The organism is Bradyrhizobium sp. CCBAU 25338 (genome assembly GCF_028128965.1).
Taxonomy (GTDB): domain Bacteria; phylum Pseudomonadota; class Alphaproteobacteria; order Rhizobiales; family Xanthobacteraceae; genus Bradyrhizobium; species Bradyrhizobium liaoningense.
This window is the reverse complement of record NZ_LFKY01000042.1, coordinates 196,636-222,936: the sequence shown is the minus strand read 5'-3', so window position 1 is coordinate 222,936 and position 26,301 is coordinate 196,636. Positions and strand designations below refer to the sequence as shown.

At 65.1% G+C, this 26,301-nt stretch carries 22 protein-coding genes; 11 read left to right on the top strand and 11 right to left on the bottom strand.

From position 1 onward, the window contains the following. Window positions 1–87 precede the first annotated feature (87 nt). Complete coding sequence (locus ACM42_RS30750; RefSeq protein WP_271531365.1) at window positions 88–999, bottom strand: DMT family transporter; 912 nt, start codon at window positions 997–999, stop codon at window positions 88–90. A 101-nt stretch (window positions 1,000–1,100) separates the two neighbouring features. On the opposite strand from ACM42_RS30750, the gene ACM42_RS30745 reads away from it, so the two are divergent. Continuing rightward, complete coding sequence (locus ACM42_RS30745) at window positions 1,101–1,964, top strand: LysR family transcriptional regulator (protein WP_271531362.1); 864 nt, start codon at window positions 1,101–1,103, stop codon at window positions 1,962–1,964. Between the two features lie 23 nt (window positions 1,965–1,987). On the opposite strand, the gene ACM42_RS30740 is transcribed toward ACM42_RS30745, so the two are convergent. Beyond that, window positions 1,988–2,233, bottom strand: coding sequence for a hypothetical protein (locus tag ACM42_RS30740; RefSeq protein ID WP_271531360.1), 246 nt, complete (start codon window positions 2,231–2,233; stop codon window positions 1,988–1,990). A 205-nt stretch (window positions 2,234–2,438) separates the two neighbouring features. On the opposite strand from ACM42_RS30740, the gene ACM42_RS30735 reads away from it, so the two are divergent. Beyond that, window positions 2,439–4,955, top strand: coding sequence for a glycogen/starch/alpha-glucan phosphorylase (locus tag ACM42_RS30735; protein ID WP_271532248.1), 2,517 nt, complete (start codon window positions 2,439–2,441; stop codon window positions 4,953–4,955). A 225-nt stretch (window positions 4,956–5,180) separates the two neighbouring features. Continuing rightward, the gene (locus ACM42_RS30730) at window positions 5,181–5,996 is read left to right on the top strand and encodes an acyl-CoA thioesterase (protein ID WP_271531358.1); all 816 of its coding nucleotides are present in this window, start codon (window positions 5,181–5,183) and stop codon (window positions 5,994–5,996) included. A gap of 238 nt (window positions 5,997–6,234) precedes the next feature. Here ACM42_RS30730 and ACM42_RS30725 read toward each other — a convergent pair whose 3' ends face one another. The 3 genes from ACM42_RS30725 to ACM42_RS30715 form a co-directional block, all read right to left on the bottom strand. Next, window positions 6,235–7,851 (bottom strand): phosphoenolpyruvate carboxykinase, encoded by a 1,617-nt coding sequence (locus ACM42_RS30725; RefSeq protein ID WP_271531356.1) that lies wholly within the window; start codon window positions 7,849–7,851, stop codon window positions 6,235–6,237. A gap of 284 nt (window positions 7,852–8,135) precedes the next feature. Continuing rightward, window positions 8,136–10,730 (bottom strand): CHAT domain-containing tetratricopeptide repeat protein, encoded by a 2,595-nt coding sequence (locus ACM42_RS30720; protein WP_271531354.1) that lies wholly within the window; start codon window positions 10,728–10,730, stop codon window positions 8,136–8,138. 64 nt (window positions 10,731–10,794) lie between these two features. Then, window positions 10,795–11,544: a HugZ family pyridoxamine 5'-phosphate oxidase gene (locus tag ACM42_RS30715; RefSeq protein WP_271532246.1), complete on the bottom strand. Its 750-nt coding sequence runs from the start codon at window positions 11,542–11,544 to the stop codon at window positions 10,795–10,797. Window positions 11,545–11,788: 244 nt separating this feature from the next. On the opposite strand from ACM42_RS30715, the gene ACM42_RS30710 reads away from it, so the two are divergent. The 5 genes from ACM42_RS30710 to ACM42_RS30690 all read left to right on the top strand — a co-directional run bounded on the left by ACM42_RS30710 (window position 11,789) and on the right by ACM42_RS30690 (window position 15,774). Then, on the top strand, window positions 11,789–12,490 hold the full coding sequence (locus ACM42_RS30710) for a response regulator transcription factor (RefSeq protein WP_008542552.1): 702 nt from the start codon (window positions 11,789–11,791) through the stop codon (window positions 12,488–12,490). 117 nt (window positions 12,491–12,607) lie between these two features. Next, complete coding sequence (locus ACM42_RS30705; protein WP_271531352.1) at window positions 12,608–14,404, top strand: sensor histidine kinase; 1,797 nt, start codon at window positions 12,608–12,610, stop codon at window positions 14,402–14,404. After that, window positions 14,401–14,925, top strand: a complete 525-nt coding sequence (locus ACM42_RS30700; RefSeq protein WP_271531351.1) for an HPr kinase/phosphorylase — start codon at window positions 14,401–14,403, stop codon at window positions 14,923–14,925. The genes ACM42_RS30705 and ACM42_RS30700 overlap by 4 nt, the downstream gene beginning before the upstream one ends. Window positions 14,926–15,058: 133 nt before the next feature. Next, window positions 15,059–15,460, top strand: coding sequence for a PTS sugar transporter subunit IIA (locus tag ACM42_RS30695; RefSeq protein WP_024339151.1), 402 nt, complete (start codon window positions 15,059–15,061; stop codon window positions 15,458–15,460). Continuing rightward, window positions 15,457–15,774: an HPr family phosphocarrier protein gene (locus ACM42_RS30690; RefSeq protein WP_271531350.1), complete on the top strand. Its 318-nt coding sequence runs from the start codon at window positions 15,457–15,459 to the stop codon at window positions 15,772–15,774. Before ACM42_RS30695 ends, ACM42_RS30690 begins: the two co-directional genes overlap by 4 nt. A gap of 127 nt (window positions 15,775–15,901) precedes the next feature. Here ACM42_RS30690 and ACM42_RS30685 read toward each other — a convergent pair whose 3' ends face one another. Then, window positions 15,902–17,527: a glycosyltransferase family 39 protein gene (locus ACM42_RS30685; protein ID WP_271531349.1), complete on the bottom strand. Its 1,626-nt coding sequence runs from the start codon at window positions 17,525–17,527 to the stop codon at window positions 15,902–15,904. A 113-nt stretch (window positions 17,528–17,640) separates the two neighbouring features. On the opposite strand from ACM42_RS30685, the gene lepA reads away from it, so the two are divergent. Continuing rightward, window positions 17,641–19,452 (top strand): translation elongation factor 4, encoded by a 1,812-nt coding sequence (gene lepA / locus ACM42_RS30680; RefSeq protein ID WP_028178572.1) that lies wholly within the window; start codon window positions 17,641–17,643, stop codon window positions 19,450–19,452. Between the two features lie 205 nt (window positions 19,453–19,657). Here lepA and ACM42_RS30675 read toward each other — a convergent pair whose 3' ends face one another. From ACM42_RS30675 to ACM42_RS30665, 3 genes are read right to left on the bottom strand one after another with little or no spacing between them, the layout of a single operon-like run. Continuing rightward, window positions 19,658–20,674: a methyltransferase gene (locus ACM42_RS30675; protein WP_442868958.1), complete on the bottom strand. Its 1,017-nt coding sequence runs from the start codon at window positions 20,672–20,674 to the stop codon at window positions 19,658–19,660. A gap of 25 nt (window positions 20,675–20,699) precedes the next feature. Next, the gene (locus tag ACM42_RS30670; protein WP_271531347.1) at window positions 20,700–21,080 is read right to left on the bottom strand and encodes a Bug family tripartite tricarboxylate transporter substrate binding protein; all 381 of its coding nucleotides are present in this window, start codon (window positions 21,078–21,080) and stop codon (window positions 20,700–20,702) included. After that, window positions 21,022–21,324, bottom strand: coding sequence for a tripartite tricarboxylate transporter substrate-binding protein (locus tag ACM42_RS30665; RefSeq protein ID WP_271531346.1), 303 nt, complete (start codon window positions 21,322–21,324; stop codon window positions 21,022–21,024). The genes ACM42_RS30670 and ACM42_RS30665 overlap by 59 nt, the downstream gene beginning before the upstream one ends. Before the next feature lie 370 nt (window positions 21,325–21,694). On the opposite strand from ACM42_RS30665, the gene ACM42_RS30660 reads away from it, so the two are divergent. Then, complete coding sequence (locus ACM42_RS30660; RefSeq protein ID WP_271531345.1) at window positions 21,695–22,915, top strand: MFS transporter; 1,221 nt, start codon at window positions 21,695–21,697, stop codon at window positions 22,913–22,915. 37 nt (window positions 22,916–22,952) lie between these two features. On the opposite strand, the gene ACM42_RS30655 is transcribed toward ACM42_RS30660, so the two are convergent. Beyond that, complete coding sequence (locus tag ACM42_RS30655; RefSeq protein ID WP_271531344.1) at window positions 22,953–24,086, bottom strand: OpgC domain-containing protein; 1,134 nt, start codon at window positions 24,084–24,086, stop codon at window positions 22,953–22,955. Between the two features lie 193 nt (window positions 24,087–24,279). After that, window positions 24,280–24,762 (bottom strand): Spy/CpxP family protein refolding chaperone, encoded by a 483-nt coding sequence (locus ACM42_RS30650; protein WP_271531343.1) that lies wholly within the window; start codon window positions 24,760–24,762, stop codon window positions 24,280–24,282. Between the two features lie 367 nt (window positions 24,763–25,129). On the opposite strand from ACM42_RS30650, the gene ACM42_RS30645 reads away from it, so the two are divergent. Then, complete coding sequence (locus ACM42_RS30645; protein WP_271531342.1) at window positions 25,130–26,281, top strand: acyl-CoA dehydrogenase family protein; 1,152 nt, start codon at window positions 25,130–25,132, stop codon at window positions 26,279–26,281. Window positions 26,282–26,301 lie beyond the last annotated feature (20 nt).

Sequence of the window (26,301 nt, the reverse complement as noted above, 5' to 3'; positions counted from 1 at the left end):
CGGGCTTGTCCCGGGCATCCACGTTCTTGCGCACGGCAACGAAGACGTGGATGGCCGGGTCAAGCCCGGCCATGACGAAGACCGGGCTCACGACGCCGCCTTGGCCGGCCGCGTCACCAGATAGATCCCGAGCGCGACCGGAATGATGCCGAGCAGGTCCCGCGCCTCGACGTGCTCGCCGAGCACGAGGAACGCGAACAGCATGCCGAGCGGCGGCATCAGGAAATGATAGGCGCTGGCGGCGGTGGCGCCGCACACCTTCAGCAGATGAAACCAGAGCCAATAGGCCAGGATCGAGCCGCCGAGCACCAGGAACGCGAAGGCGCCGATCAGGCTCGGCGTATAGTCGATCGCATGGATATCGGCGAAGGTGAGCGCGACCGGCGCGAGCACGATGCCGGCGGCGAGGTTCTGCACGCCGTTGCCGATCCACAACGACCCCTTCGGCGCCAGCAGCTTGAACAGGATGGTGCCGGCCACGAGCGAGGCCAGCGAGGCCAGCGTGAAGACGATGCCCTGCAGGGAATCGGTGCCTACCGACAGGCGGTGCCAGACGATCGCCGTCACGCCGATCACGCCGAGCAGGAGGCCGCTCGCCTTGCGCCAGGTCATGCCTTCGCCGAGCAGCATCGCGGCGAGCGCCGCCGTGAACACCGGATTGGCCGAGACGATCAGGCCGCCGAGGCCGGCGGAGACCGATTGCAGCCCGGTATAGCCGAGGCTGAGATAGAGCGCGTTGTTGGCGATGCCGAGCACGGCGAAGATGGCGGCGTCGCGCCAGGACAATGACCAGCCGTCGCTGCGGATCAGCGTGGCGCCCAGGATCAAGATGCCGGCGAGCGAGAAACGCGCGGCGAGCAGGATCAGCGGCGGGCAATGGGTAACGCCGATCTTGCCGGCGATGAAGGCGTAACTCCAGAGCAGGCAGAACAGGCCGATGGCGAACGGCAACGTGTTGAAGCGGCTGCGGGGCGCGGGAAGCGAGGTGGCGAGCGACATGAGGGCATTCTCCAGAATGCCCTCGATCTAGAGAGGCGGCTTGTCATTTGGAAATTAAATGATTAACTCCACGCCAGTTGAATTTCGAATGGATGCCGCCCATGCTCGATCTGGAGCTCCTGCGCAGCTTCGTCTCGGTGGTCGAGGCCGGCGGCTTCACCCGCGCCGGCGCCCGCGTCCACCGCACGCAGTCGACCGTGAGCCAGCAGATCAAGCGGCTGGAGGAGGATGTCGGCCAGCTGCTGCTGCACCGCGACGGCAAGGACGTGCGGCCGACCGAGGCCGGCGAGCGGCTGCTCTCCTATGCGCGCCGATTGCTCTCGCTCGCCGAGGAGGCGCGGGACGTGCTGCGCCAGCCTGATAGCGAAGGCGCGATCCGGCTCGGCATCCCCGAGGATTTCGCGGCGTACCGGCTGCCCAAATTGTTGGGTGCGTTCTCGCGCTCGCATCCGGGCCTGCGGCTCGACGTGCGCGCCGACCAGAGCAAGCACCTGGCCCGCGATCTCGAACGCGGCGAGCTCGATCTTGCGCTCTACAAGCGCGAGGCCGGCGGAAAGGACGCGATCGCGGTGTGGCCCGAGCGGGTGCACTGGGTCACCAGCAAGAGCCATCCGGTCGACGTCAACGTGTCGTCGGTGCCGCTGATCGGCTTTCCGCTCGGCTGCATCTATCGTGCTGGCGCCATCCACGCGCTGGAAAGCGCTGGCCGCGCCTGGCACACCGCCTATACGTCATCGAATCTCGCCGGCATCCAGGCCGCCGTCGCCGCCGGCATGGGCTTGAGTATCCTGTCGGAGATGTCGATCCAGTCCGAGCACCGCGTGCTGACGGCGAAGGAGGGCTTTGCGCCGATCAACAAGACCGAGCTCGCACTGATGGCTTCGCCGGATGCGAGCCCGGCAGCGCTGCGGCTTGCCGATCGTCTCGCGGAGTTTTGCGACACGGTGCAGACCAAGGCGGCTTGAGTTCGCTGGTCCTCCGGCGTCTCTCAATTGGCCGCGGACAGCAGCTTGTCGCCGCACGCATTTGCGTAGAACTTGCCGCCGCATTGGCGCTTGATCGCAGCGCAGCGGGCTGCGGGCGACGCATTCTGCGGGACCGTGAATCCGCAACTGAGACCGTCGGCGCTGCGACCGGATTTGCCGGCGGCAAAGGCCGCGCCGGAGGCGCTGATGCAGGCGACGAGCAGGGCCGCAGCGGCGATTTCGATCGGCAGTCGCGTCAGCAGTCTCATGGGGGTCTCCTCCACACTGATGGCTGAATCTTTCGTAATCTAGCACCGAATCCCGGTTTCTCCGTGCTCGCCCGGGTTCCCTACTCGGCCCGTTCCTTGCATAAATTTGCGCCAGCGCAGTGCACGCGCGCACGGGCGACAGTTCCGGTGCAAGGGCAGGACGCGTAGATTGGTAAGAGTTCTTTCGACCCAGGAAGTGACGGCTTTGCAGGATTCATCGTTCCAACCCAGTTTTCCGGCCCCCGGACAGCCCATCGACGAACTCGCGCTGGCTGAGATCAAGGGCGCGATCCTGGCAAAGCTGCGCCTTGCCATCGGCAAGGACGCGGGCATGGCGACGAAACACGACTGGTACCAGGCCGCAGCGCTCGCGCTGCGCGACCGCATCGTGCATCGCTGGCTAACGGCCGAGAAGCACAGCTACGACGCGGGACGCAAGCGGGTCTATTATCTCTCGCTCGAATTCCTGATCGGCCGCCTGTTCACCGACGCGCTCAACAACATGGGGCTGCTGAAGATCTTCGAGGTCGCGCTCGGCGATCTCGGCGTCTCGCTGCCGGAGCTGCGCAAATGCGAGCCGGACGCCGCGCTCGGCAATGGCGGCCTCGGCCGCCTCGCCGCCTGCTTCATGGAGAGCATGGCGACACTGTCGATTCCCGCGATCGGCTACGGCATCCGCTACGATTACGGCCTGTTCCGCCAGATCATCAATCAGGGCTGGCAGCAGGAATATCCCGATGAATGGCTGAGCTTCGGCAACCCCTGGGAATTGCAGCGGCCCGAGGTGATCTACGACGTCAATTTCGGCGGCGGCGTCGAGCATGTCGAGGACAAGGGCCGCGACCGCGCGATCTGGCATCCGGGTGAGACCGTGCAGGCGATCGCCTATGACACGCCGATCGTCGGCTGGCGCGGCCATCACGTCAATGCGCTGCGCCTGTGGTCGGCGCGCTCGCCCGATCCGTTGAAGCTCGATGCCTTCAACAAGGGCGACTATGTCAGCGCCAGCGCCGAGCAGGCGCGCGCGGAGGCGATCTGCAAGTTCCTCTATCCGAACGACGAAAGCCCGGCGGGCCGCGAGCTGCGGCTGCGCCAGGAATATTTCTTCGTGTCGGCCTCGCTCCAGGACCTGGTGAAACGGCATCTCGCCTCCGACGGCCAGCTGCGCAGCCTCGCAGGCAAGGTCGCGGTGCAGCTCAACGACACCCATCCGAGCCTTGCCGTCACCGAGCTGATGCGGATCCTCGTCGACCTCCACAATTTCCGCTGGGACGAGGCCTGGAAGATCACGGTCGCCACCCTCTCCTACACCAACCACACGCTGCTGCCCGAGGCGCTGGAGACCTGGCCGGTCGAGCTGTTCGAACGGCTGTTGCCGCGGCATCTGGAGATCATCTACCGGATCAACGTGCAGCATCTGGCCCTTGCGGAGGCGCGTTGCCCCGGCGACATCGACTTCCGCGCCTCGGTCTCGCTGATCGACGAGAAGAGCGGCCGCCGGGTGCGCATGGGCCAGCTCGCCTTCGTCGGCTCGCACCGCATCAACGGCGTCTCGGCGATGCATTCCGACCTGATGCGCGAGACCGTGTTCCACGATCTCAACCATCTCTATCCCGGCCGTATCACCAACAAGACCAACGGCATCACCTTCCGCCGCTGGCTGATGCTGGCGAACCCGAAGCTGACCGACCTGTTGCGCGAGACCTGCGGCGATGCCGTGCTCGACGACCCCACCCAGCTCAGCCTGATCGAGGCGCGCGCCAGCGACGTCGAGTTCCAGAAGGCATTCCGCAGCGTCAAGCACCACAACAAGACGGCCCTGGCGCGCCTGATCGGCGAGCGGCTCGGCATCAAGGTCGATCCGGGCGCGCTGTTCGACGTGCAGATCAAGCGCATCCACGAGTACAAGCGCCAGCTGCTCAACGTCATCGAGACGGTCGCGCTGTACCAGGCGATCAAGGACGACCCCAGCGGCAATTGGGTGCCGCGGGTGAAGATCTTCGCCGGCAAGGCGGCGGCGAGCTATCGCTACGCCAAGCTGATCATCAAGCTGATCAACGACGTCGCCGAAATCGTCAACAACGATCCCGCGATCGACGGCAAGCTCAAGGTCGTGTTCCTGCCCGACTACAATGTCAGCCTCGCCGAGGTGATCATTCCCGCGGCCGATCTCTCCGAGCAGATCTCCACCGCCGGCATGGAAGCCTCGGGCACCGGCAATATGAAGCTGGCGCTCAACGGCGCCATCACCATCGGCACGCTCGACGGCGCCAATATCGAGATCCGCGACCATGTCGGAGCTGAGAACATCGCGATCTTCGGCATGGAGGCCGGCGACGTGATGATCCGGCGCAAGCAGGGGCTCGACGCCTCCGACGTGATCCGCAATTCGCCGAAGCTGCAGCGCGCCATCAACGCGATCGGCGCCGGCGAGTTCTCGCCCGGCGAGCCCGGCCGCTTCGAATCGATCGCGCATGCGCTGCGCTATCTCGACCATTACATGGTCAGCGCCGATTTCGATTCCTACTACGAGGCGCAGCGCGCGGTCGACGCGCGCTGGCTGGTCTCGTCGGCCTGGACACGCGCCTCCATCCTCAACGTTGCGCGCATGGCGTGGTTCTCCTCCGACCGCACCATCCGCGAATATGCCGAGGAAATCTGGAACGTGCCGGTCAACCCGACCACGCCGGTGCTGCCGGATCTGCGCAACGCCGCAGGCTGATTTTCCGCGGCGTGAAATCGGCGTTACCTGCGAGGTTATTGCATCTCGCAGGGCGGATGATGATATGATTGTCATCATCCCCAGAGCGGGGTCGGCACTATCGACGCCGCAACCTCAAACCCCGTCATTGCGAGCGCAGCGAAGCAGTCCAGTTTCTTTCCGCGGAGGCAGTCCGGATTGCTTCGCAGCGCTCGCAATGACGGCGGGGAGACACCGAGGACTCCGATGCACGCCAAGCTCCCGCACCCGTTCGACGATGCCACCCGCGTCACCGCCGGCGACTCCAGCTGGCAGGGACACACCAGCGACGATTACTGGGCCTTCGTCGGCCCGTTCGGCGGCGCCACCGCCGCGACCATTTTGCGCGCGCTGATCGAGCATCCGCAAGCCGCCGGCGATCCGCTGGCGCTGACCGTCAATTACTGCGCGCCGATCGCGAGGGGTCCGTTCGATCTCGACGTGCGGCTGGTGAAGGCCAATCGCTCCAGCCAGCATTGGAGCGTCGAGCTCAGCCAGGGCGGCGGCGAGGTCGCAACGCTCGCGACCGCGGTGTTCGCCGAGCGGCGGCCGTCCTGGGAGCACCGCGTGGCGCAATACCCGGATGCAAAGCCGTTCGAAGAGACGATGCCGTTTCCGAAAATCTCGGCGTCCTGGGCCAACCAGTACGAGTTCCGCTTCGTCGAGGGCGAGATGCGGATCGGCCCGCAGCAGGCCGAGCCCGCCAGCACCTACTCGAAGATCTGGATCAGCGACCGTACGCCGCGCAAGCTCGACATGCTGTCGCTGACGTCGATGTCCGATGCCTTCTTCGGCCGCATCTTCCACGCGCGCCGCGAGCTGGTGCCGTTCGGCACGGTGTCGCTGACGACCTATTTCCACACCGACAGCGCAGAGCTCGCGACTGAAGACATCACGCGCGTGCTCGCGACGGCCGATTCGAAGATCATGCACAAGAGCTACGCCGACCAGAACGCCGAGCTGTGGTCGCCGAACGGCAGGCTGCTCGCGACCACGACGCAGATCGCGTATTTCAAGGCCTGAGGTCTCGCACCGATGTCGTCCCCGCGAACGCGGGGACCCATAACCACAGGGAGTAATTTGGCGAAGACTCATAGTGACCCTTTCTTCGCCGGCACTTGCACTGCACTCCCTCGATAGATCACGCGGTATGGGTCCCCGCATACGCGGGGACGACACTGAGTGTGTGGTTCGCGCAAGTGCCCATAAACAAAAAGGGCGGCCTCACGGCCGCCCTTTTGCAATCTCAAATTATGCGAGCCTACTCCGCCGCGAGCTTCACATCCGGCGCGGCGGCGCGCACCTCGGCGTCGACCTGGGCTTCGAACTTGGCAAAGTTCTTCTGGAACATGCCGACCAGGGCACGGGCGGTCTTGTCGAACTCGTCCTTGTCCTTCCACGTGTTGACCGGGTTGAGGATCTCGCTCGGCACGCCCGGCAGCGCGGTCGGGACCGCGAAGCCGAAATATCTGTCGGTGCGGAATTCGACGTTGCGCAAGCTTCCGTCGAGCGCGGCGGTGAGCAGCGCGCGCGTCACCTTGATCGGCATGCGCGAGCCGACGCCGTATTTGCCGCCGGTCCAGCCGGTGTTGACCAGCCAGCAGTCGACATTGTGCTGGGCGATGAGGTCGCGCAGCATGTTGCCGTAGACCGAGGGGTCGAGTGGCAGGAAGGGCGATCCGAAGCAGGTCGAGAATTCGGGCTGCGGCTCGTTGCCGAGGCCGCGCTCGGTGCCGGCGACCTTGGCGGTGTAGCCGGAGAGGAAGTGATACATCGCCTGCGCCGGCGACAGCTTTGCGATCGGAGGAAGCACGCCGAAGGCGTCGGCGGCGAGCATCACCACGTTCTTCGGCTGCGGCGCGCGGCCGGTGCGCGAGGCGTTCGGGATGAACTCGAGCGGGTACGCCGAACGCGTGTTCTCGGTCTTGGAGCCGTCGTCGAAATCGACCACGCGGGTGTCTTCGTCGAGCACGCAGTTCTCGAGCACCGCGCCGAAGCGGGTCGAGGCCGCATAGATCTCCGGCTCGGCCTCCTTCGAGAGCTTGATGCACTTGGCGTAGCAGCCGCCCTCGAAATTGAAGACGCCGTTCGGGCCCCAGCCGTGCTCGTCGTCGCCGATCAGCGTGCGGTTGGGATCGGCCGACAGCGTGGTCTTGCCGGTGCCCGACAGGCCGAAGAAGATCGCGGTGTCGCCCTTGGCGCCGACATTGGCCGAGCAGTGCATCGGCATCACGCCGCGCTCGGGCAGATAGTAGTTCAGCGTGGTGAAGACCGACTTCTTCATCTCGCCGGCATAATAAGACCCGCCGATCAGGACGATCTTGCGGGTGAAATCGATCGCGACCACGTTCTCCGAGCGAACGCCGTGGCGTTTAGGATCGGCGCGGAAGCTCGGCATGTCGATGATGGTAAGCTCCGGCACGAAGGTCGACAGCTCGATCGCCTCGGGGCGGATCAACAGCGTGCGGATGAACAGCGAGTGCCAGGCGAGCTCGGTGAAGACGCGCGTCTTGATCCGGTAGGCCGGATCGGCACCACCGTAGAGATCCTGTGCAAACAGCTTCTTGCCTTCGGCGTGCTTGAGGAAGTCCTGGTAAAGCGTTTCGAACTGCTCCGCGGTGATCGACTGGTTGCCGGCCCACCACATCTTCTTGTCGGTGGTGGCGTCACGGACCGTGAACTTGTCCTTCGGGCTGCGGCCGGTGAACTCGCCCGTGTCGGCGCAGAGCGCACCGTCAGCGGACAGCACCGCCTCGCCCGCCGCGAGCGAGTATTGATAGAGTTGCGGCGCACCGAGATTCCAGTGCACCTGCTTGAGATTCTTTAAGCCGAATTTGTCGGCGCCGAAGGCACCGTTGCGCACGCCCGTCTCTTGCACGAAAGAATCCTCCTAGAACCCGCGACACTCAGCGCGACCAAGTTTGGCGCCCGCGGTCATCTTGATCAATGGGCCGTTCGGCCTCGGCTGAACGACCTAATAATCATGAACGCTCGCCTTGCCAAGCTGATCCCGCAGGATTTGGTTTATTCAAGGACCGCGCCAAACGTCGCGCATGTCAGCTCTGAGCAGCCGCGGCAAAAAAGTACGGATGATCGCGCAACCAAATGCGCGTTTGCGCGTTACTCGGGGTTATTGCGATGCACAATCGCCGCAGCGCAATCTTACCTGACCTCACCTTCGCCGATCAGTGCGAACGGCCCCCACATCGCGGGATAGGCATTGCGCGGCGATGAGGCGTCGTCGAGATAGGCTAACATCGCACGGCGCAAGGCTTCGGCGCGACCGAGCCTTGGTTCGTTCTTGAGCAGCGCGAACGTCGATGTGGTCAGGCGGGTGGCAGCTTCCGAATCCACGGCCCAATGCGAAACCAGCAGCGCGCGGGCACCTGCGTAGAAGAACGAGCGCGCCAATCCCGACAGCGCCTCGGCGCCGGGCTTGTCGCCCGCGATGGTGTTGCAGGCCGACAGCACCACCCAATCGGCGTTGAGCTTGAGCTGGGCCACTTCGCTCGCGGTGAGAAGACCGTCGTCGAGCTCCGACGGCTGATCCGGAATGGAGAGTGCAAGCGAGGGCTCGCCCAGTCCCTTGACGTCGCCGGCAACGAGGCCGTGGGTGGCAAAGTAGATGATGCCGTATTGGGCAAGCGCTGCACGCTTCAGCGTCGTTTCGCTGGCATCGCGTCCGAGATGGATATCGGCCGCGGCGGCACCGACGTCCCTCGCCACCGCATTCAACTCGTCGGCGGTGTCGGGCAGCTGCGGCAGCGCCTGCGCCAGCCGCGCGCGATCGACGCCTGCGCCGCGCCAGAACTCGGCATAGGCCATCGTCGCAATGCTGCGCGCGGCGATCTTGCCGCTCGCGGCGCGCCGGTCGGCAGGACCTTCGGCTGCAGGATTGAACACGGGATCGCCGAAACCGGTCATCGGCTTGACGCCGTGGTCCCTGCGGGCAAAGGCGCGCAGCGATTTCAGGCTGATCACCGACGGCAGCACCGAGACGGCCTGACGCCGCAGCAGCCAGGCGGCATCGCGATAGCCTTCGGGCCTGTCCGGGATCGCCGCTTGCGGCTTCTCCGTGACCAGCAGATGAAACGGCAATGCGGTCAGCGCGGCCGACGGCACGACCAGCAGGTTGCGCTTGTCCTTCGTCAGCGCCTCGACCGGGCCGAGCAGCGCGGCATAGAGCTCGTTCGCGAGCGCAAGATCGAACAGTCCCGATTTGCCGGAGGCATCAAGCGCCTTGCCGACATCCAGCCCCCTGCGGAAGGCGGCCACCTTCTGCGCCAGCGCATCCGCTCCGAGAGAAACCTCCTTCCAGTCGACGCCCTCGCGCGTGATCGCGACGACATAGCTCTGACTGTCGACGACGGAATAGATCACCATCGCCTCGTCGGCCGAGAGCAGCGGCTGGATCTCCTTCACCGTCAGCGGCAGCGGGTTGGAGAGCGAGGCGTAGTCGGGAAACTCGACGGCAAGCGTCTTCTGCAATCCATTGCGCGCGCTCGCGATCGCCGCGATCCGCGCGCGGCTGCGCTGCTCGGCCGCGACGTCGCGCTGCGCGGGCGGCTTCGACACCGCGGCCACGATCGCCTTGTCGAGCGCGTCGGATTCGGCCACAAGATCCTGATCCTTGCGCACGAGCTCGGCGAGCCGGTCGCTGCCGGCGGCTAGCCGCACTGCGAGCTTGTTCACGGCGGAGGCGGCGGACGATTGCGTGCCGCGCTGGATCGCACCGAGTGCGTCATCGAGCGCCCTGCCGTTCGTCAGCAGCGATTGCTGCCGCGCAGCGAACAGGATCGGCAGCACCACGCGCAGCTGGGCACGATTGGCGGCGAGCGTCTTCTGCGCGAATGGCAGAGCGTCCGCGGTTCGTCCCGTCGCCTGTAGGAAATGTGCGAGATTGCCCGCAGAAGTCGCGACATCGGGATGATCCGGTCCGAGTGCACGCTCGCGGATCGCCAGGGCGCGACGATAAAGCGGCTCGGCCTCGGCATGGCGCTTCTGGTGCTGGTAGAGCCCGGCGAGATTGTTGAGCGAGCGCGCGACATCGGGGTGTTCCGGCCCCAGCACCTTTTCGCGGATCGCGAGCGAGCGCTTGATCGGAGCTTCGGCATCGGCGTCGCGATTGAGGTCGCGGTCGACCTGACCGATGTTGTTGAGGACGGTCGCGACCGCGGGATGCTCGGGCCCGGCTGCTTTCTGATAGATCGCGAGCGCACGCCGGAACAGCGGCTCGGCCTCGGCAAAGCGCTCCTGCTTCACATAAAGCGTGGCGAGATTGTTCAGAGCTCGGCCGACATCGGGATGCTCGCGCGACAGGCTCTTTTCGCTGACCGCGAGCGCGCGCTTGAACAGCGGCTCGGCTTCAGTGAAGCGGCCCTGCCGTTGATACAGCGCGGCGAGATTGTTCAGCTCGGGCGCGATCAAGCCGGTGTCGAGGCCGAGCGACTTCTCCATCAGCGCGATGGCGCGCTTGTAGACCGGCTCGGCCAGATCGTCGCGGCCCTGGCCGGCATGGACCTGGCCGAGATTGTTGAGCGCGGCGGACAGCTCGCGACCGTCGTTGGCCTTCTCCAGGCTCGCGACCATGGCCTGCGCCAGGGGCAACGCTTCGGTATATTTGCCGGCCTGATTGAGTGCGTTGATCCGCGCCCCCTGTGCGGCGAGATCGCCCTTCTGGGCGAGGGCCGGGGTGGCAAGCAACGTGATGATCGCGAGCGCCAGACCCGCGGCCGATGCCATACAATGACGCGTCATGACCCCTCTCGTTGCGAGCCCGAATACCATCACGGTCATGGGTCGCAGCGACGGGTCGCGGCGTTCAAGTCGTTGCGCTCTGGTCCATCTTCATGCGCGCTTCGCCGGCGAGGCGAACCAGCATCTTGCGCAGCGCCGTGCCGTCCGTGACCCGCTCCGGGAAGTCCAGCCGCAGTGTGGTCTGGCCGTCCTGCATGTCGAGGCCCTCAGGGTCGCAGCCGGTGCAGCGCCAGTCGCCCTCGGCGGCACCGAGGAGCTGCGTTGCGTAGAGGTTCATGGTGTCGCGATGGTCGGCATTCATGTGCTCGACGGCGCCCTCTTCCGCCGCCAGCAGGTCCTCGGCGCCGGTGAGATCCGTGAGAAACTGATCGGGCCTGAGGTCGACGATCCGGCCGAAGCCGGCGACCAGATGGGTCCCCGTGGGACGGATCCGGAAGAAGGAGAAATCCTTGAACGAAACAAAGCCCTCCGCCGATGGATGGGCACTGAGATACCGTCGCTGCAGCAGAGCCTTGTCGGCTTCGGCCTCCTCCGCCCGGCCGGAGAGCATGATCCGGGCGCCTTCCAGGGGATCGCCGGCCACGCGCTCGTCCAGCATCAGCGAGACCCGGCTGTCGGCGAGGATGTTCCTTGTGTGCACGGCCAGGCGCGAGATCAGCAGGATCGGCGAGCCATCGGGGTGGCTGGCGAGATTGACCAGGGAACAATAGGGATCGCCGCTGCCGGTCATCAGCGTCGCCAGGGCCCCCTGCCGGGACCGCCGCAGCAGCGATTTGGCGAGCTTTCCGGGGTCGAAATCGGGAGTCGGCTGCATCGGCTTTCTCTGGTCAGGTGGTTGCATGGAGGGCCTTCTTTCGGGTAAACGAGAGCCCGGTTATGGGTCGAGATGCGGCGAATCTGCCGTGTTTCGTGGAACTTGGTCACACTTCAGCCCAGCTTGCATTGCTCGGTGACAAGGTTCGAACGCCACTTCGGCACCCATGTATGTATGCGGCGCATCACTGGATTGCTCGCCGTTTCAAGCCACGACCCAAACGGAAAGCAGAAAGCAGAGGCTCATGCCCACAATCGCTTTGGTCGACGACGACCGCAACATTCTCACATCCGTCTCGATCGCGCTGGAAGCCGAAGGCTACCGCATCATGACTTACACCGACGGCGCCTCCGCGCTCGACGGTTTCCGCACCACCCAGCCCGATCTCGCCATCCTCGACATCAAGATGCCGCGCATGGACGGCATGGAGACGCTGCGCCGCCTGCGGCAGAAATCCGACCTGCCGGTGATCTTCCTCACCTCCAAGGACGAGGAGATCGACGAGCTGTTCGGCCTCAAGATGGGCGCCGACGACTTCATCCGCAAACCGTTCTCGCAGCGCCTGCTGGTCGAGCGCGTCAAGGCGGTGCTGCGCCGCTCGGCGCCGAAGGACCCGACCGTCGCGCCGAAGGAGAACGACGCCAAGGCGCTCGACCGCGGCCTGCTGCGCATGGACCCGGAGCGCCACACCTGCACCTGGAAGAACGAGCCGGTGACGCTGACCGTCACCGAATTCCTGATCCTGCAGGCGCTCGCGACCCGGCCCGGCGTGGTGAAGAGCCGCAACGCGCTGATGGACGCCGCCTACGACGACCAGGTCTATGTCGACGACCGCACCATCGACAGCCACATCAAGCGGCTGCGCAAGAAGTTCAAGGTGGTCGACAATGAGTTCGAGATGATCGAGACGCTCTACGGCGTCGGCTACCGTTTCAAGGAAGCCTGAGGCGGCGGGCGCCCTTCACGAAGATCGATGTCATCTCCGGTTCTCGTTCCATCGGGACCAGGATCGCTCTAGGATGCGGGGACCTTCGCACGAGCTGTCCTAACGCGGGCGTGAGCATTGCTTGACCGAACGCAGCCTGACTCAGACCAGAGCGCCGGGGATCTTGCATCCAACGGCGTTCCGGAGCACGTCACTGATGAAAAGCCGCAGGGCTGGCGACCGCTGAACTGGCTGAAGCGCGCCGGGCAGTTCTTCTTCGCGCTGTCCTTCTCGAGCCTGACCCGGCGCATCGTCTCGCTCAACCTCGCCGGCCTCGTCGCGCTGGTGGCGAGCATCCTGTACCTGTCGCAATTCCGCGCCGGGCTGATCGACGCGCGCGCGCAGAGCCTTTTGGTGCAGGCCGAGATCATCGCCGGCGCGATCGCGGCCTCCGCGACCGTGCAGACCAACGCCATCACCATCGACCCCGACCGGCTGCTCGACCTCAAGCCGGGCGAGACCTATGGCGGCTCGGACGAGTATTCGCCGCTGGACTTCCCGATCAATCCGGAGCGCGTGGCACCGGTGCTGCGCACGCTGATCTCGCCGACCAAGACGCGCGCCCGCATCTACGATCCGAACGGCAGCCTGCTGCTCGACAGCCGCAACTTGGAAAACGTGCTGCGCTTCGATCTGCCGCCTCCGGCCGAGAAGCCCGGTTTCGTCGAGCGCGGCATGGTCGCGGTGCGCACCTGGCTGAACCGCGGCGACCTGCCGCTCTATCGCGAGCTCGGGCCCGAGAACGGCAATGGCTATGCGGAGGTGGGCGACGCGCTGCAGGGCCAGAAACGCTCGATGGTGCGGGTCAATGCGCGCGGCGAAGTGATCGTGTCGGTCGCTGTCCCGGTGCTGCGCTCGCGCGCGATCCACGGTGCGCTGATGCTGTCGACGCAAGGCGACGACATCGACCAGATGGTCACCGCCGAGCGCCTCGCCATCCTGAAGGTCGGCGGCGTCGCCGCCGCCGTCATGATCATGCTGTCGCTGCTGCTCGCGAGCACGATCGCCGGGCCCGTGCGCCGGCTCGCCGACAGCGCCGAGCGCGTCCGCCGCCGCATCAAGGCCCGCATCGAAATTCCCGACTTCACGCGCCGCCGCGACGAGATCGGCCATCTCTCCGGCGCGCTGCGCGACATGACCAGCGCGCTCTACAGCCGCATCGAGGCGATCGAGATGTTCGCCGCCGACGTCGCCCATGAATTGAAGAACCCGCTGACTTCGCTGCGCTCGGCGGTCGAGACGCTGCCGCTGGCGCGCAACGAGACCAGCCGCGCGCGCCTGCTCGAGGTGATCGAGCACGACGTCAAGCGGCTGGACCGGCTGATCTCCGACATCTCCGACGCCAGCCGCCTCGACGCCGAATTGCAGCGCCAGGATGCGATCCCGGTCGACCTGCGGCGCCTGCTGACGACGCTCGTATCGGTCGCCAATGAAACCAAGCTCGGCCACGACGTCGCGGTCGAGATGCGCTTCGAGGGCCGCAGCCCGACCGATACCTTCGCCGTGAGCGGCCACGATTCACGGCTCGGGCAGGTGGTCTCAAACCTGCTCTCCAACGCGCAGTCGTTCTCGGAAGCCGGCAGCAAGGTGCGCCTCACCTGCCGCCGCGTCCGCGGCGAGATCGAGATCGTGGTCGACGACGACGGCCCCGGCATTCGCGACGACGCGCTGGAGCGCATCTTCGAGCGCTTCTACACCGACCGTCCGCATCAGGGTTTCGGCCAGAACTCCGGCCTCGGCCTGTCGATCTCCAAGCAGATCATCGACGCCCATGGCGGACGCATCTGGGCGGAGAACCGTCCTGGCCCGCTGGATGCCGAAGGGGCTCCGACGGTTGCCGGCGCGCGCTTCGTGGTCAGGCTGCCGGCCCTATGAGCGAATGCGGGCCCAGCGTTCACGCCTCCGCCGTCAAGGTCGGATCTCTGGCGGTGCTGATCCGCGGACCCTCGGGCTCCGGCAAGTCGCGCCTTGCCTTTGATTTGATCATGGCGGGACGCTCGGGCGTGGTCGAAAGGGCCGTTCTGGTCGGCGATGACCGTGTCCATCTGGCGACAGTCGGCCATGAAATTGAGGTGCGGCCCGCGCCGGTCTTGGCTGGCCTGATCGAGATCCGGGGCTTGGGAATCCGTCGCTGCGACTTCGTGGAGCATGCGACTGTCGGTCTCGTGGTCGATCTGGACGCGGCGGACGCGGAGCGCCTGCCTGCGGCGGAATCGTTGAAAACCAGCATTTCTGGTGTCGAAATACCGCGAGTCCCGGTCGGCCGCGACCATTCGCCCCTCCTCCTGGTTGTTGCGGCCTTGACCACTACCAAGAGTTCATCTTCCGTTAACCCTACCGGCGATTGTTCGAAGGGAAATTGTAACCATATGAACCCCAGTATCGCGACCGAATAGACCGGCGCAGCTCCCATTATCCATCCGTCTATATTCAGGGAGATACGCAACATCCCCTCTTGCGCGGGGGCTCTGGATGGTCAAAGTGGCGCGTTCGTGCGGTGCACCAAAAGCGCCCGCGAGGAGTTTTCCGATGATTGGTCTAGTACTTGTGACCCACGGGCGCCTTGCCGACGAATTCAAGGCAGCGCTTGAGCATGTCATGGGTCCACAAAAGCAAATCGAAGCGATCACGATCGGTGCCGAAGACGATTCCGATCTCTGCCGAAGCGACATCATCGAGGCGGTCAATCGCGTCGATTCCGGCGACGGCGTTGCGATCCTCACCGACATGTTCGGCGGCACGCCATCCAACCTTGCAATATCCTGCATGAGCCGGCCCAAGGTCGAGGTGCTCGCAGGGATCAACCTTCCCATGCTGGTGAAGCTCGCCAAGGTGCGCGAGGAGCGTTCGCTGCCTGACGCGATCGCGATGGCTCAGGAAGCGGGCCGCAAATACGTCACCATCGCCAGCCGCGTGCTCGCCGGCAAATGAGCGGGGAGGCGTCACAAGCGGGGACAGGCGTGCCCGCGGGCGCGATCTCCAAGGATCTCCTGATCATCAACAAGCGCGGCCTGCACGCCCGCGCCTCCGCGAAATTCGTCCAGGCGGTCGAGCGCTTCGACGCGCAGGTGTGGGTGACGCGCGGCGGCGAGACCGTCGGCGGCACCTCGATCATGGGCCTGATGATGCTCGCCGCCGGTCCCGGCACGACGATCACGGTATCCGCCGCCGGCACGGATGCCGAAGCCGCGCTCGCGGCGATCACCGAGCTCGTCGAGAGCAAGTTCAACGAGGAAGGGATCTGAGCCACGCGCTCGGTCCGTAGGGTGGGCAAAAGCGAAGCGTGCCCACCACTTCCATCGCGATTACCGAGAGATGGTGGGCGCGGCGCTTCGCGCCTTTGCCCACCCTACGAGACCGACAACGCCGCGGTCACTTCGCTGGCGCTGCGATATAGATGTTCCAGGTCACCGACGGGCCCGCCCTCCCGTGGGTGAAGCGGCGCGTCGTCATCACGATGCGCTCGGCGTTCGGCGCGGTCTCGGACATCCATTTCTCGAACTTGGGCAGGCGTTCGTCGGTCGCATCGAACACGCCGATGAAGCCGTATCTCTTGATGTCGTCGAGCGAGGTCAGCCCGGAAGCCCAGGCTTCGTTGGGCGTGAACGGGCTGGGGTGATCGGGGCTGTAGAACACCATCGGCTGAATCGTTTCCATCGTTCCCGCGACGACGGCCCAGCGCGAAGCGAAGCGCGCGTGCCAGGCCTGGGTCAGCTCGCGCGCCAGCTCCGAGCGCGCGCCATAGGTCGCGGTGTTGCCGGCATTGGCCGCCATCTCGCGCGCGGCGATCCAGGGCGAAGCGGCGAGCGTCGCAGCGCTGAGCACGAGCCAGATCGCGGCGATGTTGAACAGCACGGCGCCCTGCACCCGCAACGCAGGAATCGCGACCAGCGCGAGCGGGACCAGGAAGAACAGCGAGATGCCCCAATCGGTCTTCATGTAGATGCTGAAGACCAGGGCGCCGAGCGGCGGGCCGAAGGCGACGATGATCTGGATCATCCAGACGTTCAGCGCCTGCGAAAGATTGACGCCGGAATTGCCGCCGCGCGCCCAGGCGCGTGTGACGATGCGCGCGGGGGCGCGCAGCAGCAACCTGACCCAGGGCGGCACCAGCGCCATGGCCAGCGCCGCGAGCGCCACCGGCAATGCCAGTAGCCCGAGATTATGCAGCACGTAGCCGGCGACGAGCTGATGCACCTGACCGCTGTCCTCGAGGCTGTAGGTGTCGCCGGCATAGGTCAGCGGCACGAAATGCGCGTCCGCCAGCCAGACGATGTGCGGGATCATCGCCGCGACCATGGTCACGATCGCCACCCACGGCGCGGGCGACGACAGGAATCGCAACCGGTCGGGATGGATCAGCGCGGCGAGGCCGATGGCGCCGATCATGGTCAGCACCCAATATTTGGTCATCAGCGCCAGCGCGCCGGCAAGGCCGAGCAAGATTCCGGATTGCCAGGTCCGCTTCTCGAATGAGTTGAGATAAGCGAGCACCAGGAGCGGCAGCGTGACGAGCTGGAGCAGGTCCGGGTTGTACTTGAAGCCCTTGAAATTGAAGATCGGGTAGAGTGCGATCATCACCACGACGAGGAACGCGCGTCGCGCATCGACCACACGCAAGGCAACCAGCCAGCAGATCACCATGCCGACGCTCACCGTCGCCATCGCGAGCGCATAGGTCGCCCAGTCCGCCGCCGGGAACGCCTTGAACCAGAGGCCGGCCACCCAGCCCGACAGCGGCGGGTGCTTGCCATAACCCCAGAGGAATTTCTGGCCCCAGCCATAGGCTTCTGCGACGTCCATGTGAACGTCCTGCGCCGCCTTGAGATTGATCAGGATGAAGGTCCAGAGCACCGCATGCAGGATGGCGAGCTGGATCACCAGCCACAGGCGCGCCTCGGGACGGACCGCGCAGGCAACCAGCCAGGCCCGGAAGCGGTTGTAACTCAAGCGGGTCTTCGCCCGCGCTCTGGCGGATGGGATCGAAGTGGTGGACATGGGCCGTGCGTAGCGCGTTTTGGCCTGCCGTGGAATCAGCTTGGCGTGAAGAAAGGCCCTGAAAATACAGCAATATGGTTGCCGCACGGGGATGTGAGTGGTATCCCGCGCCCATGACGACCGTCCCCATTTCCAACATCCGCAATTTCTCCATCGTCGCCCATATCGACCATGGCAAATCGACGCTGGCCGACCGCCTGATCCAGATGACCGGCGGCCTTTCCGACCGCGAGATGGCGGGCAAGGAGCAGGTGCTCGATTCCATGGACATCGAGCGCGAGCGCGGCATCACCATCAAGGCGCAGACGGTGCGCCTCCAGTACCGCGCCAAGGACGGCAAGGATTACATCTTCAACCTGATGGACACGCCCGGCCATGTCGACTTCGCCTACGAAGTCTCGCGGTCGCTGGCGGCGTGCGAAGGTTCCCTCCTGGTGGTCGACGCCAGCCAGGGCGTCGAGGCGCAGACGCTCGCCAACGTCTACCAGGCGCTCGACAACAATCACGAGATCGTTCCGGTCCTGAACAAGGTCGACCTGCCCGCCGCCGAGCCCGAGAAGGTCAAGCAGCAGATCGAGGACGTCATCGGCATCGACGCTTCGGATGCGGTGATGATCTCTGCCAAGACCGGCCTCGGCGTCCCCGACGTGCTGGAGGCCATCGTCACGCGCCTGCCGCCGCCGAAGGGCGATCGCGACGCCACGCTGAAGGCGCTGCTGGTCGACAGCTGGTACGACGTCTATCTCGGCGTCGTCGTCTTGGTGCGCATCGTCGACGGCACCATGAAGAAGGGCCAGCGCGTGCGCATGATGGGCACGGGCGCGGCCTACGACGTCGAGCGCGTCGGCTTCTTCACGCCGAAGATGACGCAGGTCGACGAGCTCGGCCCCGGCGAGATCGGCTTCATCACCGCCGCGATCAAGGAAGTCGCCGACACTCGCGTCGGCGACACCATCACCGACGACAGGAAGCCGGTCACGGAGATGCTGCCGGGCTTCAAGCCCGCGATCCCCGTGGTGTTCTGCGGCCTGTTCCCGGTCGACGCCGACGACTTCGAAACGCTGCGCGCCGCGATGGGCAAGCTGCGCCTCAACGACGCCAGCTTCTCCTTCGAGATGGAGACATCGGCCGCGCTCGGCTTCGGCTTCCGCTGCGGCTTTCTCGGCCTGTTGCACCTCGAGATCATCCAGGAGCGGCTGTCGCGCGAGTTCGACCTGAACCTGATCGCGACCGCGCCGAGCGTCATCTACAAGATGAAGCTCACCGACGGCAGCGAACTCGAGATCCACAATCCCGTCGACATGCCCGACGTGGTCAAGATCGCCGAGATCCAGGAGCCCTGGATCGAGGCGACGATCCTGACGCCCGACGAATATCTCGGCAGCGTGCTGAAGCTGTGCCAGGACCGCCGCGGCGCGCAGAAGGAGCTGACCTATGTCGGCTCCCGCGCCATGGTGAAATACGACCTGCCGCTCAACGAGGTCGTGTTCGACTTCTACGACCGGCTGAAGTCGGTCTCCAAGGGCTACGCCTCGTTCGACTATCACCTGACCGACTACAAGCCGGCCGATCTCGTCAAGATGCAGATCCTGGTCAATGGCGAGCCGGTCGACGCGCTCTCGATGCTGGTCCACCGCACCCGTGCCGAGGGGCGCGGCCGCGCCATGGTCGAGAAGATGAAGGAGCTGATCCCGCCGCACATGTTCCAGATCCCGATCCAGGCGGCGATCGGCGGCAAGGTGATCGCCCGCGAGACGGTGCGCGCGCTGCGCAAGGACGTCACCGCAAAATGCTATGGCGGCGACATCACGCGCAAGCGCAAGCTTCTGGAGAAGCAGAAGGAAGGCAAGAAGAAGATGCGGCAGTTCGGCAAGGTCGACATCCCGCAGGAAGCCTTCATCGCCGCGCTGAAGGTGGATAGCTGAAGGTGCCGTCGCCCGCTTCCCTCTGCCCGCGCGAGCCCCGCCTCAAACAAAAAATGCGAAAACAACCCCATGCACAGTAGCAAGGGGCTTATAAGAATTGCATTTTTTGTTTTTACGAAATTGCACTTGAAGCGTCGGGCAAAACACCGGCATAATGGCATCATCGCAGCTGAAGCGACCGGCGGGCTAGGAAGCCACGCGGCAGTCAGTTTCCAACCTTTCTGAATTGGACGAGGCTGAACGAGCCAATATTGCTGGTTCCGGCGAAGGCGAAGCCGGCCAGGACGCCGAGCCTGCGGTACTCGGCTTCCGTCCGCTCGCGGCCGCCAGGTCCCCTCAGCATATTAAGATCGCTCATGGCGCAGGAGCGATCCTGGGGCTCGGTCGTGGCAAGCTCCGGCATGATCCGCTCGATCACGATCAACGTTCCGGTGGCCGGCAGTGCGTCCCGGCAGTTCCGCAGAATGACCTCGCAACGATCATCTTTCCAATTGTGCAGGATGCTCTTCATCAGGATCGTGTCGGCACCGCCCGGGACCTTCTCGAAGAAACTACCGGCGACGAACCGGCAGCGATCGGCAATGCCAAGCCGATCAAAACGCGCCTGCGCTCCTGCCTCGCAGCGCGCCAGGTCGAAGGCGATGCCCTCAAGATGCGGGTTGTGCTGGAGCAGGCCGCCGATCAATTCGCCGGTGCCGCCGCCGACATCCATGACAACGCGCGCACCTACGAAGTCATGGGCCACAACGATCCTTGGAACGATGCTCCGCGTCAGGCTGACCATCGCAGCGTTGAACCGGCGGGTGAACTCCGGCGCATTGCTTGTGGCGGCATAGCGATCGTCGCCATCGCCGCGCAACTCGCCCGCGCTCTTCCCGGAACGAACCGACTCGACCAGTCCGCTCCAGGCTTGCACGAGCATCTCGCCCTCGAAGAGAACCCAATCCTTGAAGGACGGGTCGGCGGTCTCGTCAAGCTGCCGGCCGAGGTCGGTCATGGCAAACCGATCCCGGTCGGCCTGCCTGCACAGGCCAATTGTCGTCAGGCCGACGAGCAGCCTGCGGAGCGCATTTTCGTCGGCGGACACCAGCCGGGCGAGTTCGGCCACCGATTTCGCCTCATCGCCGATGGCCTCGGCGAGATTGAGCTTGGCCGCGGCATAGATCACCGCGGTGATGCGATGCGACTGCACGAGATCATGTACGGATGCCGGCCCGCTCATGTGTTGCCTCCTGTCAATGCCGGGTTCAATCGGTCGGGACGAACCCCGTTGCCTCCACGATCGCCTTCCGGTCGGATTCGGATGCGATCAGCCTGGCGAAGTCTTCCATGGCGATCGCGTCGGGCTCGACGGCCAGCTTTGCCATGCCGGCCTTGACTTCGTCGGTGCGCAAGGCCGCCTGGATCGCGGCGTTGAGCTTATCGACGATCGGCGCCGGTGTCTTGGCCGAAACGAAAAACGCAAACCATGTGAGGTCCTCGAGCGACGGATATCCGGCCTCCCGCACCGTTGGCGCCGCCGGAACAAACGGGCAGCGGCGCGGCCCGATGGTGACCAGCGCGCGGAGATCACCGGACTGGACGAGCCCGAGCGAGCTGCCGATCGGCATGACGCTCGCAGCAATCACGCCCTTGACCAGATCCTGAATCGCGCCACCGCCCTGATAAGGGCGCGTGAAGAAAATCGAAGCTGGCGGTACGGCCCAGCATCGCACCGAGAAAATGCAAGGTGGTACCGGCGCCCGGCGTGCCAAAGGTGGCGTGCTTCGGATTGACGCGGCACCAGGCCACGAAATCCGCCAGCGTCGTGACGTCGGCCGGCACCTTGGGACCGACCGTCAGCAAGGTCGGAGTCGAGGCGACGGTCGACACTGGCGTGAAATCCCGCGGCTGGTATCTCAGCGTCTTGTAGGCTTCTCTGCGTCGCACACTTGCACCTCCGTCAGTATGAAGAAGCCCTCCAACAGTGCAGCCGCTCCCTCAATATGACCGGCACGGATTTTCAGGCTTACATGAGTCTGATCTCGGCTTGCGGGTGGACGTGGCAAACGGAACGGACACGCGGAGGTAACGTAACCGCGGCACAGGACACATCCTAACCAGGCGCGCCGACGCCAGATCATTGCAGTTGCAAGATAGCAAGCTCTGTGCCCGCGTATTGCGAGCAACCTTGCCCTCCGCCTGCGGATAGGCCACCATCCCCGCGCGCACCACCAACAAAACCAAAAGCGCGAGGAAACGAATGAGCAAGCCGTCAGGCTTCGATTATGGCTGGGTCGTTGTCGCCGCGGGTGCGCTGATGACCTGTGTCGGGTTCGGCACGATGCTGTCGCTGGCGGTGTTCCTGCAGCCGATCTCGGAAGCGATGGGCTGGTCGCGCGCCGGCGTGTCTGCAGCGGCGACGCTGGATTTTCTCTGCATGGGCCTGGCCGCTTTCCTCTGGGGCACGCTGTCGGACCGCTTCGGCACCCGCATCGTGGTGCTCTCGGGAAGCCTGCTGCTGGGGCTCGGTCTCGTGACGGCGAGCCAGGCGGCAACCCTGTGGCAATTCCAGCTTTGCTTCGGCGTGCTGATCGGCATTGCCGCCGGCAGCTTCTATGCACCGATGATGGCGCTCGCGAGCGCCTGGATCGAGAAGAACCGCAGCCTTGCGGTGGCGCTGGTCTCCGCCGGCATGGGCGTGTCGCCGGTGACGATCGCGCCGGCCGCGAGCTGGCTGATCACGGCCTATGACTGGCGCACCGCGATGCTGGTGATCGGCATCACCGCCTGGGCGCTCTTGATCCCCGCCTGCTTCCTGGTGCGTCCGGCACCGCTCGCTGCCGGTCCCGCAACGACGGACGCTGTGCCTGATGTCGAGCTGACCGCGGCGCAGGCGCTGCGCACGCCGCAGTTCATCGCGCTTGCCGCGGCGCATTTCGCCTGTTGCGCCGCGCATTCCGGCCCGATCTTCCACATGGTGTCCTATGCGATGGTCTGCGGCATCGCCCCGCTCACGGCGGTGACGGTCTATAGCGTCGCCGGCGTGTCAGGCCTCGGCGGCCGCCTGCTGCTGGGCGCGCTGGCCGATCGCGTCGGCGCAAAGCCCGTGCTGGTCGGCGGCCTGTTGGTGCAGGCGATGTGCATCGCGACCTATCTGGCGGTGGCGCAGCTCGGCGAATTCTACGCCCTCTCGGTCGTGTTCGGCCTCGCCTATGGCGGGGTGATGCCGCTCTATGCGGTGCTCGTCCGCGAATTCTTCGGCGCGCGCATCATGGGCACGGTGTTCGGCGCGGTATCGGCCTTCGCCAGCCTCGGGATGGCGCTCGGTCCCTGGGCCGGCGGGCTCGTGTTCGACAATTTCCAGCGCTACACATGGTTGCACGCCGGCTCGTTCGCGATCGGGCTCGCCGCCGTCGCGGTGGCGCTGAACTTCCCGACCAGGCGCCGGCCATCGCTCGATCTCGGCCGCATCGCGGCCTGACATCGGAACAAGGCGCCTGCGCATTTCGTGTTCGAAACTACAACGGCCTGAGATTGGGAAACATGCCGCGATCGATTGCGGCGAGCAATATCGCCATCGCGCTCATCAGGCCCAGGCCCAGGAGAGTGACCAGCGTCTGCCATGCCAGGCTGTTCCAGCCCAGGCTGAGCAGTGCATGAGCTGCAAAGGACAGCAGAACACTGGCGCAATAGATCGCGAGCGAATACTCGCCGCATCGTATCAGCGGCAGCAATGCTCTGGCTTTCAAGATGCTGGCATTGCTTGGAAGAAGGCGCCAACAGAGCAGTGCGAGCGCAGCAAAATGCAACAATCGCAGGATGTCGAGATTGGTCTTGTCGACCGGATAGATCAAACGCGACAACCACTCCGGCACATAGGCTTCGATCGCGTGGATCTGCCAGCCCAGGGTGATCACGAACGAGAACAGCACGTAGCCCGCCGCCAGAACGGCAAGAGCCCGGGAATTGAGAACGGCAAGCTGCCAATCGCCGCGGTTTGCTCCCCACCAGATGCCGATCACGAACAGCAGCTGCCAGTTCAGCGGATTGAAATAGAGTTGCCCCCTTGGATAGGCCGGGATGTACCAGTCGAACTGATGGGCGAGAACATAGAGAGCGACGGATCCGGCCAGGGCCAGCGGCCAAGCGCGTATCGTCAGCGGCACGATGAGAATGAGCGCGAAGTGGAGTATGACCATCAAGAGCAGAGGGTCCAGATTGACCGGGGAATAGCGCAGCAGTGCCACCTGAAGCAGTGTCTCTGCGGGCTCCTGCAGCAGGATGGCCAGATTGGCGTGATCGAACATGCCGGGCTGCCATGCCGCGATGTACGCCACCTCCGCCAGCAACAGGACGACCGTCATGATTTGCGCGACATAGATCTCGAACGAACGCCGCAACATGCGCAAGCTCGCGGCCGCAAAGCCGGACTGACGCAAGAGGTCGCCGTAGACGATACCGGACGCAAGGCCCGACAGGAATACGAGAATCTCTGCCGCATCGCTGAAGCCGAAATTCTTGGGCGTGAGCCGGTTCAGATAGCTTTCCGGGATGTGATTGATATAGATCCACCACAGGGAAAGGCCCCGAAAGAAATCGATCCGAAGATCGCGCTTCGCCAGGGGTGGCGGTATGGTCGCAGTCCACTTCACTCCAGCGCACTGCCTCTCTTGATCAGAACGTCTCGCCACGGCGAGCGCTTACCGGGCCAGCGCGGTGATGTCGTGGACGCCGGCTCATCACTTCAATCAACCGCTGACGGTACATTGCCACGCCGCTACGGTCCAGAAAGCACACCGCACTTGCCAGCATTGTCGAGACATGGCGAGGATGCGAGTGAGGCCCTCATTTTCCGCCCTGCATCGGCATGGCGCCCATCCGGCCACCCTGCATCATCGGCATCATGCCCATGTTGGGCGCGAGCAATTCGTCGGCGGTCTTTTTCTGCTCGTCGGAGAGGGTGCCGACGAGGTTGGTCAGCGCCGATTTCATCGCACGGGTGGCCTCCAGCCGCGCCGACAGCCATTTTTCCTGCCAGGTCACGCGATCCAGCAAGGTCTCTGACCCGGAGCCGGCCATCGACCCGCGGAGCTCTCCGAGAGCCTTGGCATTCGCACGCAACGCTTCGGCGAACGCGTTCCAGGCCGGCGCCTGAGCATCGGTGATCTTGAGCTCGGTGCGCAGAAAGGCAATCCGGCCTTCCACGCGATCGACGGTCTCCATCCCGCTCATGCAGTCACCGCCGGACTGACGCATCATGCCCATCATCCGCATCATGTCGGACATCGGCATGTTGCCGCCCATCATGTTCATCATGCCGCCGCCCATCCTGCCCTGAGATGGGGCGGTGCCGCGCGGCGCCTCCGGCGGCGTCGCCGGACCGGCTGCAGGCGCGTCCTTCTGATCCGGATGATGGGCCTGGTGGTCGGCAGGCGATTGCGCGAGTGAGGAATTGCCGAGGAGGGGGAGCAGCAGGGCTGCCGCAAGCATCTGATGTCGCATCGTGGACCTCCCGAGGTTCCGCCTTTGTTGCAATTGTGGGCTCGCCCGCCGAGTTCGACTTGACCCAAGTCAACAGAACCGCCGCGGCAGGCCATGACGCGCTCGTTCCGCCCGACGGCGTCGCCTTGATCCCATCAGCCAAATGGACCACCATCGCGCCTCTACTGCTCACGGCAGGGGCGAGACGACGCGAATGTCCGAGCTTTCCGGATTTGGCCTGGTCGAGCGGGCGCGAGCCATCGCCCCCTTGATCGCACGCGAGGCCGACGAGATCGAGCGGACGCGGCGGCTGACGCCGGGCGTCGTTTCTGCACTGACCGAGAACGGGCTCTACCGGGCACTGTTGCCGCAGAGCCTCGGCGGCGCGCAAGCCGCGCCGGAGGCCTTCATGCAGATGCTGGAGGAAATCGCCAGGGCGGATGCTTCGACGGCCTGGTGCCTCGGCCAGTGCGGCGTCTGCGCGATGATCGCGGCCTGGCTCGACCACGACACCGCGCAGGAAATATTCAGCACGCCGCCCGGCATCCTCGCCTGGGGCGCGATCGCGCATGAGGCGCGCATCGTCGAGGGCGGCTATCGCGTCACCGCGCGCTGGGACTTCGCCTCAGGCTCGCGGCAGGCGAGCTGGCTGGGCGCGCATGTCCGCATCGTCGGGGCTGACGGCGTGCCGCGCAAGAATGCCGATGGATCGCCGGAGGTACGCACCATCCTGTTTCCGGTTGCGCGCGCGACCTTGCACGACGTCTGGCAGGCGATCGGGCTCGCCGGCACCGGCACGGATTCTTACGAGGTCAACGACCTCTTCATCCCCGAGCGCTTCACGGCGTTTCGCGACGTGCCGTCGGCGCTGCGCGAGCCGAGCCCGCTCTACAGGATCGGCACCGGCTCGACCTTCAGCCTCGGCTTTGCCGCGGTGTCGCTCGGCGTCGCGCGCGCCACGCTGGATGCGGCGATCGCGCTGGCACGGGCAAAGCACCAATCGCTGGCGGTTAGCGCCATGCGCGACTCCGGAGCGGTCCAGGGGCTGATCGGCCGCACCGAGGGTGATTTGCGCGCCGCCCGCGCCTATCTCTATGCGGCTGCGAACGCGATGTGGCGCGATCTGTCTGCGACCGGCGAATTCAGCGCGGCGCATCGGAACGCGGTCCGCCTCGCCGCGACCTGGACCATCCATCAATCCGCACGCGTGGTCGACGCCGCCTATCACATGGCCGGCGCGACCGCGGTGTTCCGCAGCAATCCGTTCGAGCGACGGTTCCGCGACATGCACGCCATCGCGCAGCAGATCCAGGCGCGGGATAGCCACTACGAGGATGTCGGGAAGGCGATCTTGGCGGAACGCTGATGGCAGCCGCAACGCCGGTC

Coding starts and splice junctions, on each gene's coding strand:
- ACM42_RS30750 (WP_271531365.1), bottom strand. CDS start 999: ATGTCGCTCGCCACCTCGCTTCCCGCGCCCCGCAGCCGCTTCAACACG.
- ACM42_RS30745 (WP_271531362.1), top strand. CDS start 1,101: ATGCTCGATCTGGAGCTCCTGCGCAGCTTCGTCTCGGTGGTCGAGGCC.
- ACM42_RS30740 (WP_271531360.1), bottom strand. CDS start 2,233: ATGAGACTGCTGACGCGACTGCCGATCGAAATCGCCGCTGCGGCCCTG.
- ACM42_RS30730 (WP_271531358.1), top strand. CDS start 5,181: ATGCACGCCAAGCTCCCGCACCCGTTCGACGATGCCACCCGCGTCACC.
- ACM42_RS30720 (WP_271531354.1), bottom strand. CDS start 10,730: ATGACGCGTCATTGTATGGCATCGGCCGCGGGTCTGGCGCTCGCGATC.
- ACM42_RS30715 (WP_271532246.1), bottom strand. CDS start 11,544: ATGCAGCCGACTCCCGATTTCGACCCCGGAAAGCTCGCCAAATCGCTG.
- ACM42_RS30710 (WP_008542552.1), top strand. CDS start 11,789: ATGCCCACAATCGCTTTGGTCGACGACGACCGCAACATTCTCACATCC.
- ACM42_RS30700 (WP_271531351.1), top strand. CDS start 14,401: ATGAGCGAATGCGGGCCCAGCGTTCACGCCTCCGCCGTCAAGGTCGGA.
- ACM42_RS30695 (WP_024339151.1), top strand. CDS start 15,059: ATGATTGGTCTAGTACTTGTGACCCACGGGCGCCTTGCCGACGAATTC.
- ACM42_RS30690 (WP_271531350.1), top strand. CDS start 15,457: ATGAGCGGGGAGGCGTCACAAGCGGGGACAGGCGTGCCCGCGGGCGCG.
- ACM42_RS30685 (WP_271531349.1), bottom strand. CDS start 17,527: ATGTCCACCACTTCGATCCCATCCGCCAGAGCGCGGGCGAAGACCCGC.
- lepA (WP_028178572.1), top strand. CDS start 17,641: ATGACGACCGTCCCCATTTCCAACATCCGCAATTTCTCCATCGTCGCC.
- ACM42_RS30675 (WP_442868958.1), bottom strand. CDS start 20,674: ATGAGCGGGCCGGCATCCGTACATGATCTCGTGCAGTCGCATCGCATC.
- ACM42_RS30660 (WP_271531345.1), top strand. CDS start 21,695: ATGAGCAAGCCGTCAGGCTTCGATTATGGCTGGGTCGTTGTCGCCGCG.
- ACM42_RS30650 (WP_271531343.1), bottom strand. CDS start 24,762: ATGGGCGGCGGCATGATGAACATGATGGGCGGCAACATGCCGATGTCC.
- ACM42_RS30645 (WP_271531342.1), top strand. CDS start 25,130: ATGTCCGAGCTTTCCGGATTTGGCCTGGTCGAGCGGGCGCGAGCCATC.